This is a genomic window from Butyrivibrio sp. DSM 10294, from assembly GCF_028539135.1.
Lineage (GTDB): Bacteria > Bacillota > Clostridia > Lachnospirales > Lachnospiraceae > Butyrivibrio.
Map to the genome: position 1 here is coordinate 1 of NZ_JANSWL010000053.1, position 10,704 is coordinate 10,704.

The 10,704-nt window shown below is 39.7% G+C and carries 1 protein-coding gene; it reads right to left on the reverse strand.

The window, feature by feature from the left end:
* Positions 1 to 481 precede the first annotated feature (481 nt).
* Positions 482 to 10,201: a leucine-rich repeat protein gene (locus tag NXH67_RS04555; RefSeq protein WP_272796576.1), complete on the reverse strand. Its 9,720-nt coding sequence runs from the start codon at positions 10,199 to 10,201 to the stop codon at positions 482 to 484.
* Between the last annotated feature and the right edge of the window lie 503 nt (positions 10,202 to 10,704).

A 10,704-nucleotide genomic window follows, 5' to 3' on the forward strand; every position in this document is an offset into this window, starting at 1 on the left:
ATTTTACACGTGCTCAGCAGGCGGATTTCCATCCGTCTATTTGTTGTGTAAATAACCATGGAAAAAGAGGATGATGGAACAATTCCAACATCCTCTTTAAAACTTTTCCCTCGTGTTACAATGCTAACTTAATGACATTGACTGTCCGGATCCACTACTTTTTTTAGTTACACATACTCCTCTGCCCCGGAATGATAATTTGCCATCGCCAGCAGACGCAAATCACTTCGTCTTATCCGGTGCGGATACAAGTCTATTATGAAAAAAACAGAGCGCAAATGCCATTAACGAAAAAAAAAAAATAAACTTTTTATTAAGTAACATACAAAAAGAGCCCCCAAAAGCAGATGTGGTCTACATTTGCCTTTGGGGACCCTAAAACTTAACAATTTATAAATTACCAAAAACTGGGGTGGAAATTGCTAAATTTTGATAACTTTATTGCTTATTTTTATTAATCTTTTTATATTTCCTGGTCTTGTTACTTCTTGATCTTGGCTGCATCTACACCGGCTTCGGTTAAGATCTTCTTATAATCATCATATTTCTTCTTGTTAGAAATCTTATAGGTTGCCTGAGCGTGATTTCCACTAAATGCATCGATTCCGACCTCTACGAGGTACTGCGACTTGATTGTGACCTTCTTAAGGCTAGAGCAGTTATAGAAGGCTTTGTCATCGATTGTTCTGGCATCTCTTAAAATTGTAACGTTCTTAAGTGCTATGCAATTCTCAAATGAACTTTCGCCGATGTACTCAGTCGCATTAGCAAATGTAACGTTTCCAAGCTGGCTACATCCATAGAAGGCGTCATTATCTATTGTTATTACATTTTTCATGGTTACTTTTTTAAGTGATGTACAGCCGCTAAATGCTGCTTCTCCAACTTCGTAAACGTTCTTGCCAAGTGATACGGAAGTTATTACATTGTTGTCCTTAAAGGCATTATCGCTTACTTCTACAACGAAGAATTCAGCGCCTCTAAACTTAACCTTATCGGGTACATTTACGCTCTTAATATTGGTCTTATTGCCATTATAGGAAACCTCTCTGTTTACAAAGCTTAATATGGTGTAATTATTATTCTTACTGTCAACAAAGGTCTTAGTATTTCCAATAATGGAGCCTATTATCCTTTCTTTAGTGGTCTGATTCTTGGAAGTAAGCTTAAATACTGCTGCGTAAGGTACACCATCAAATACGGCTGTACCAAACTTCGTATCAGCTCCAGCGATATTGACCTGCTTTAGAGCACTGCATCCGCTAAAGGCTTCATTTCCTACTTTCAGGAGGGTTGCAAGAAGCTTGATATTCTTAAGTGCTGTACAATCCTTAAAGGCACCATCCTTTATTGCACTCACGCTCTTAGGGAAGGAAACTGCTGTGAGCTTTCCATTTCCTTCAAATGCATTCTTCTCCACAGAAACTACAGAATACTTTTCACCCTTATATTCAACAGTTGCCGGGATGGTAACGCTCTTAAGCTTTAGCTTTGTGTTCTCTGTAAGGCCTGTTACAGATACAGTCTTTTGGTCAAAGGACATCACTTTGTAGGTAATACCCTTCTTATCTGCAAATAGCTCACCATCATCTGTCAGAGCATCTGTCAGCTGTTCTTTGATAGTCTTATTCTTCATCGAGAACTTGAATACTGCAAGCTCATTGATATTGCCAAATGTATTCCTTCCTATCTGATCAGCTGTAAGGTTATTTGCCTTAATGGTAATAGTTGTAAGGCCAAGGCATCCATAGAATGCTTTTTCACCAATATAGATTACATTTGCCGGAATTGTAACAGCCTTTATGCTTATACAATCCATAAACGCTTCGTCATTGATCTTTTTGAGCTTAGAAGGAAGTGTAAAGCTCTTAAGCAGGTAACAACCCTTAAAGGCCTGATCATCAATGATTTCAAGTCCGCTTCCAAAGGTGACCTTGGTAAGGCTTGTACAATTGGAAAATGCGTTGCTTCTGATTTCCTTAACATTCTTACCGATAGTTACGGTTTTCAGATCCGTATTCTCCATAAATGTATTTGCATCGATTCTTGTAACCTTATAGGTCTTGCCGGCATTTTTAACTGTTGCCGGGATGGAAATGCTTGTAAGATGCTTCTCTTTATCAAGCGCGCATACAGCTACCTCGTTATTTTTAATTATGCGGTAGGTAAAGCCCTTTGAATCCTTGAAGTATACCTGATCTTCATTATTGCCTCTTTCTCCTTCATCGACTACTTCTACATCCAAGGTGAATGTCTTAATAGCATCTGCAGGGAAATCAGCATAGGTATCAGTATATTCGCCATTGGCAACACGTGCAAAGCTATACGTTCCATCAAGCGTATCTGTCCCAAGGCGTGTATAATTCTCAGCACCAAACTCTCTGTCTGAAGGATATACATTTACCTTAAGCTTGCCGGTTCCTACCTTATTTGCTTTAAACCAGCAATCTTCATCGAATTCTCCTTCATCTCCGATAAACTCGTAGTTGTAGGTCAGGTTCTCAGCTCCGGTCTTCTTTGCAAGCTCTGTTCCGTCTTCATCTCTTGCAACTGCATCACTTGCAAGGCTTGATTCTATAGTTGTTCTAAGATTAACCTTTTCGCCCTTTTCAAGAATGATAAGTCCTTTACCTGCACTTACAGGCTCAGCTGTAGTTTCGCCGTTCTTATCTACTGCTTTAACAGCTTCAACAACTACTCCAGTTGCTTTATCTACATATCTTTCTTCCTGTGCATCAGCAAAGCGTGTTACAAACTCCTGTGCCTCCTCTTCATCAGCCGCTTCGTGATAAATTGGCTTTTCGATAGTTTCATCGTCGTCAATATAGGATGCGTAGAGATTTAGAGTTTCTGTTATCTCAAAGCCTATATCCTTACCCTGCCCATCTACATCTTCTTCAATAACTTCACCTGTAGCCATATCGACGCCTAGTACTGACTTTTCAAAGTCTTCGTCTGTCACGTCGATAAGCGTATCGATTTCGTAGCTTTCTCCCGGTGCAAGTGAAGGATAGCTTACTCTGTCAAGACTTCTGATATTTCCGTCTTTCTTTACATAAATCTGCATGCTTCCTGCTTCAGAGGTTGAATCGCCGTTATTAAAGGCTGTGCCTTTTACGTTATACAGTCCTCTAATGCCTGTTTCAACTACTGACAGATTCATAATTGAAAAATCAGGTGCCAGATCTTTATGAAGTGTAGTTGTAATACTCTCGCCGTCCTTAGTAGTAAGCGTAATAAATACATCTGCATCAGTAGCTGATTTATCAAGTGGAAGATGTCCTGCAAAGGCAAAGCGTTCTCCACCAGTAAGGCCACTTTCCTTAGCTACTTCTTCTTCAAGAAGCTTGTTGCCATTTATGTCAGTTGCGATGACCTTGGCACCTTTTAGATAGTCAAAGCCATCATTTAATACTTCGAAGGAGAAATTTGCTCCTTCACCTGCAACTGCATCATTTATTGCTGCGTTCTTGATCCTTGCAACAGATTTAGGGTCAACCCAGAAGGATACAGGATATGCTTCGGAATCATCCCATACAGCATATGGAACAAAGGTTTCACTGCTGTAGGAATCTCCATAAAGCTCTCTTGCCTCAGATTCTTTAATCAGTCTTGAAGGAACCTTTCTTGCAAGACCAACCATTCTGCCATCCACAACGTCAAAGGTTATGTCGTCAAAATTGTTCTCAGGATAGCTTGTTACCTGTACAGGAAGTGTTGTATAAGAAAGCCTTCCGCAGCTTTCAGGATTAGACTCATCTCCTGCAGTTTCAACTCTTACAGCCCACAGCTGGGTATCAATTAAGCTATCCTGTGCATCCTCTTGTTCATTTTCGGATGCTTCAGGCCATAATACGTAGATGTACTTTCCATCTGTAGCAGCATCAAACTGATGGATATCTCCTGTTACCTCACCTGTCGTATCTTCGGTATCAGCAATTCTTCCCTGTACTATGTATTTAGGATTTGAATAAAAGGCTTTTTCTTTGCTCGTTGGCTCAGACTTATCAACGTATCTGTAGCTTATGCCGTCCTCTGTACCAGTCTTTATAAGCTGTTCTTCGTTTACAATAAGATTTGATACATTAAGGCCAAGGATGTTTTCTTTTCTTAGCCAGAGGACGTACAGTGCTCCGTTTGCATTAAGAAGCCTTGGGTTACTGCTCTCAGGAGTATAAGCTTCTCCTGTAAGAGAGTTAATCTCGTAGCCTGTTAAAATTACAGGTTCGTCAAATTCTCCCTTATCCATGTCATAGGTTACCATATAGAGCTGTCTGTCTGAAAGCGTATTCATATCGCCGTCAGCATCAACTGTATAAGCAACTACGCCGTAGTCCTTACCTGAAATAGTTGTAATACGGGCATCAGACTCAAGAAGGAAGCCTTTGGTCTTATCTTCAAGCTTAATTGCTGTTGTGCCGCTTCCGCCGCTTCTGTAGTAGCCATTATCTCCAAGATCTTCCTTTAGAATTACGCCAGGAAGATAATCAAGGAATTTCTGTCCGTATACGTTTTCATTATAGGTCTTAAGCCTCTCTTGTGCTGCCTTTGTTCCAAGAGCCATAAGGCCTGGAAGAGAATCAAGACTTTCTGTTCCCTGTGCCCATGTATTTTCGTTATAATCGTAGGTTCTTACTGCGATAAGTGAGCTTACAGGATAAATCATATCGCCGACTTCAGCTTCATCTGAAGTCTTATTTGCATACTGACGTTTTTCGTAGCATACAACAAGCTTGTCATTAGCTGAGAATATACCAAACATTCTGTCTGCAGATTTATCGCTAATTTCAAGACCAGTCTCAGCGGCATTTTTATCAGTTGTGGTTTTAGTTATTTCCTGAATGTCTGAAAGAGTTCCGTCTTTACTTATAAATCTGCCGTGAATGTCAAGGGCATTTAGTCTTTCAAGCTTATTGTCTGTATCTTTATACTCTGTGTTAACACTTGACCATACGATGAGAGCGCCTGGTCTTGAGCCAAGTGAGTAGATACGTGGATACTGATCAAGTGCTCCATCGTCCTCAAGTATCTCAGGAAGACTCCAGCTGGCTCCATCATAATAGGTGTAGTAAGCTGCATATCTGTTATTTTCATCATTTACCCTGTTCTTTGGCGGATTTAGGAATACTGCTGCAAATTTGCCATCTCCCAAGGATACCATATTAAACTCAGGATTATTTGAAATTTTATCTGCAAGAGGGCTCTCTCTGTAAGCACCCATTCCGCCCTCATCTATTGCATTAAATACTGACTCGCTTTCGTCTCCGCCAAGCCATTCATAGCCATCATCCATGTAGCTTACATCATCTGCCTTGAATTCATTTATGCTCTCACTAAGAAGTGAACTGCTTGCCTCACCTAGAGCCTTGACGATCTTGTCTCCATATGCTGCTCCGAAATTTAGCGTTTCTTCATCTCCCCAGAGCTGATATGTCTTACTTGCAAGCTCTTTTTTAAATGAGAAACCAATTATAGAAACTCCTATTGATGCGCTAAGTGTACAAGCTCCTGCACTATCTGTGCCGGTACCAAATACCATATTAAATGCAGCCTTACCTGATACGCTTACGCTTACCAGATTTCCTGCAATTCCGGCAGACAAAGTCAGCGTTATCGACGGGTCTATACTAAACAATCCATTCTTGGCAAGATTAGAGCCATAGGCAGAGCTATCAGCTTCTATGACATTGACGTCCTGATTGGCTTTGATGTAATAGCGCTTTGCGCTATCAGTGTCATTCTGCTGCTCAATAACAAAGGATGCTCCTGCCTTTACCTCGAGTTCGAGACCTATACCAATAGTGACGCCAATAGGCGTAGCATAGTTCATCGTAAACTTATAGTCTGCATCTACAGTTGCAGTCAGGATCAGATTCTTAAAATACCATTCATCTACATTTGAATCATATCCGCAGGTCATAAGGAATGAAAAGCCCAGATCCATGGTAAAGCTGTTTCCGAATTTAGGCTTGTTTTTCTGAGGCTCCTGAGCTCCTGCAAGGACCTTGTCAAATTCTTTTTTCTTTTCCTCCGCTTCTTTCTTATTCTCTTCAAGCTTCTTTTTACTCTCAGCTATTTTGCTTTCAAGTTCTTTCTTTTGTGATTCGTTTGCCTTTGAAAGCTTAGATTCAAGCTTTGCAATTTCAGAGTTCGTTTTTCCAACTGCCTTGGCGGCATCAGCTGCATCATTTGCAGCTTCCTTCATAGTGTCCTTTGTGGCTTTATCGACAATATTTTTGCTAAAGCCTACTTTAATTACCTTATTCTTTTCTTCGTCTTCATAGGCATTACTTCCTTTAGTAGCTTTATCTACATTTCCAGTCCATCCAAGATCAAAAGCGGAATTTACTGCGCCAATGATATCGATTCTGGCAGTGCTTGTATCTCCTACAAAGAAATTGACAATTTTAATAACACCAAGTGAGGCTCTAATCTTAATTCCTACATCTCTTGAGAGGAATTTGGATGCCCCTGAGCTAAAGGTTACTCTGGCAATTGCTCCTGCTTTAATAAACTGTTTAGCAGGATTAAAGTCAAAGGTAAAGATTCCGGAATGGTTACCATCTTCTTTGCCTATTATAGCAACGCTAGAGCCATCTTTGTTAATAAAGGCCATTTCTGCTTTGTCAATATTTACGCCACTTCGATGTGCGGTCATCTGAATGCGATAATCATAATCGCCGTCAGTAAACGCTTCAAAATATCCGGTTTTAGCACTTGACGTATCTACAGCTTTGTATTCATATTCTCCATTTTTATTCTTCTCTTTTTCAAAGAGCCGAACGTCAGTTATATCTACATCTTTCCAGGTTTCGATTACAATATCCTCATTTATTCCGGGATTTTGTACCGCCATTGAGTAAACTTCACCATATGGGGTATTTCCGTTGAAGGTTACCGAATAAGTGAAAAGGTCATAGAAATGCCTTTCATCAAGTTCATAGTAGCCATCCCCTATTTTGCTGCCATAGCCGCCATTTTTGGTTGTAGCTTCAATACCGTCACTATATACCTCAATGCCATTAAGTCCCATTGTGGTCTCGCTGCCTGAAATAAGAAGCTTGTCCTTTATTTTAATCCATCCGCGAATTGGAACAGGATTAAGCTCTGCAGCTACATCGGGTTCTGTAACGAAATTATAATAAATCTTACTCTTAGGAAGCTTGGTCACATATCTGATTGTCTGTCCATAAGAATTTTTGAATGATTTATAGAACGGATTATCATCATTTACAATTCCATCACCATCATTATCGAGTGTTCCGTCCTTCCAGAATGTATGGTAGTTTCCTTCGCTTTGAGGAAGTGATCCAAAGGTATAGGCTTTGTTGATGGCGACGCCTTCAATGCTTAAACTATCTCCTCCATTTACCATCTTGCCGGTATCACTTGTCGTATCATCAGTTACTACAGAATCAACATACAGAATCTTACCATTTGAAGCGTTATTCTTGGACTGAGGATTAGGTGCAAGCGTAATAGATGATGCGTCATAATTAACCGTAAGTCTAAGGTTTTTCTTGGTTTCATAATTCAAAGGAGAAACAAGCAGATTTGGATTGCTTGTCTTTAGGTTATCCGCAGCAACTACATACTTATCGTTGTCGGAAGATATTGCCTCTCCATGAACTTTCTCATTATATACTCTTTCCGTTATATATTTCTCAAGCGCAATATTATCAACTGCATAGCCTTCATTTGCTACTGCACTGACATTTAAAGTATCAAGCATGGTAGCTTCCAGTTCGGCACCATTATTAAAGCCGGAAATACGACCCTTTACATCTGCCTTTCCGGATGCTGAAGCATTTTCATTATTAAATATTATTGTTACTTTCTTTGGTTCATATACAGGAACAAGTTCAAAGGTTCCATCAGAATACATGTAATCTCTGTATTTTGTCTTAAACGCGTTGTCTACAACAAAGGTTGCCGGCAAAATATCATCACTGACTTTGTTCCTTACATTTGGTTTTACAAGCTTAAAGCCCTTAAAATCAACTGTGCTATCTTGTGCATAGACTCCCAGAGAATTCGCAGTACTACCCTTTGCTTCTCTTGAAGTACTTACCGTTTCTCCGCTTCTTATAGTTATCTCGCTAGTCTGATTTCCGCTTTTATCATTGAAATATGCCTTCTGATAATCGATAGTTCTTCCATCATCAGAGCTATTTATCGCTTTATATGCCTTTTCACGGTATTGTCCCATACCGTTATAATTATTATTAATAGCAAATTTGTATTTGTTATAACCAACAACTACCTTCTCTATAGTAATGTGAACATCTCCGCTCTTAGTTCCATCCTCCGGATAGAATTGGTACCATACTTCTGCATCCTTATAATACCAGTTTTTATCTTTAGATCTTGTCCATCTATGTGTATATGATTCTACTCTGCCAGGATCAGATGACGGAGGCTGGAAAAACTTATAATGCTCATCTTCAATACTATATTTAAAGCCTTTTCCCCTAAGATACAGGTGTACTGCCTTTTCTCTGTCGTCGTTGATTAACCATCTATAGGTATATCCCCATACCTTATACTTTACTTCTACGTAATCTGCGGAGGAAATATCAATATTATCTAAAACCTTATATGCATAATCCTTCCTACCAGTGCTATTTTCACTTGAATTCTGGTATACGACAACTTCTTCAGTTCCTGCTGAATTTGCTTCAAGGTTTGCTACAGAGCTGTTAAACTCAGCTGTGTCATCTGAGCTTTCTTCAGATGCTGTGTTAAATCTTGTCTCAAAATCAGGGTCTTCCTGTATTGTAACGTAGCAGGCATTATTTCCCGAAACGCTTCCGTTAGCACTTGTAAGTCCTACCCAGAAATGCGCCTCCTTCGACCTGTCTGAAATTATCGGGATCTCTACCGTTCTCTCAGTTACACCTGCAGCAAAAAACAACTCTGTAACAGTTTTCTTGTAGTCAACGTCAGGTTCTGCATCGATACCCTGCGTTCCAACTGATACAAAGTCCATCTGATCAATTCCTGAATGACGCAGAATTGTAACCTGTGCTAAATAATCATCAGGAGTAATAACTATTTCTTTTTCTTTTACAGAGTAGGCAAGAGCTTCGTGGTTATCGTTATCTGAGATATTGAGGTATCCGTTATAGCTGCTTCCAATCTCTGCGCCTTCTGCATCCTGCAGCACAAAAAGAACGACTTCGCCTGATTCAGACTTTTCGTCATCCTTAATCTTTACCTTTATGTCCTTTTTGTATTCGCCTTCGGCAAATTCAAGCTTTGCTGTAACGCCTGGCAAGGAGGCAAGATTTTCCCTGCTCTCATCATAGCCGGCTGACATAGCCTCTTTAGTTTCTTCGGAAACTTCCTCTTCTGCATATTCTTTCCAGTCATAGTTTGGAGCTTCTTCTCCTGTCTGGAGTGAATACAAATTACCTAAAGAGTTGGTGCCTCCAAGATATGAGGAGGTATTATTTACGGTTTCTTCCTCTTTGGCGTCAAACTTAGCGTTTCCTTCTTCCTCTTCGGAAACTACTTCTATTGTCTCTGCCTCAGCTTCGCTTATCACATCAGCTGCAGCATTTGTATCAGCTGCAATATCTGTGCCTGCTGCGTCATTTGTGTCAGCTGTCTTACCTTCGTCAGATATCGTAACAGAAGTATCTGTATTTTCGGAATCGAATTCACTTTCCTCTTCTGTGATTTCTTCCTCTACATCAGATGAATTAAAGTTAGCCTCACCATTCTCATTTTTTTCTACAGTTATGAAGGAATTTACATCATCCTCGGTTGCAATCTCTCCATATTCTTCTACAAGAGGTCTTACTCCATCTGCAGAAGGGAGATCTTTATCTCCGAATAAGCCTTGCTCTATGCTGATTGTATAGTCCTTGCCATATTCGGCAGATACATCAACTGCTTTAAAAACTACTGTTGCTTTATTATCAGTATTTCCCTGGCGAACTACGCTTACTACAACTTCATCGCCTTCTGTGGCATTTAGGATTGTCTCATAAAATCCAAATACACCGTTTGGATGCTCATCTTCAGAAACAGCCCCTTTTAGTTTTTCCTCAAGGGCCTTTTCCTGTTCTTCATCCAAAACCATTATTTCCTGTTCTTTTTCTTGCGGATTAGCAGCAATCGCAGTTACGTCAATAGATGTAAAAAGCAGCGATGCTGCCAAAACAGCACTTAGGCCTTTTCGTAATACCTTCCTCATCTGCTTGCCTCCTGGAATAAAGTCCATAAACAAAAAGTTACGTAATAATAGTATACTTTTTTGCAAGCAGACTGTAACTAGATAACGATGAAATATTATTTTAATTTCATAAACTTTAGGCAAAAATAATATTTCTTATTTCTATACCGTGCCATTTACGTTACTAATCTCAAGGTTATCAAAAATAGAGATATTGGAATAATTTACAGAATAATCAGACGGATCAGTGGTACTTGCAGAAGTCGATATGCCTGCCATTGATCCGTCATCAATATAGATAAGATGACCTGCTCTGTCGTCAATGTCATTAAGTTAAGTGTGACGACAATAAGACTCTTATACCAGAAATGGTATAGGGGTCTTTTTTTTTTGAAAAAAATAGTTGACAGCAGGACTGAAAAGTGCGGCCGCTTTCGCTACTGATTATATTTTATAGGTAGCGAAAGCGGCCCTTGAAATTGTAAGCATAATTCTCGATTTCAAGGAGGTGCACATGAAAACAC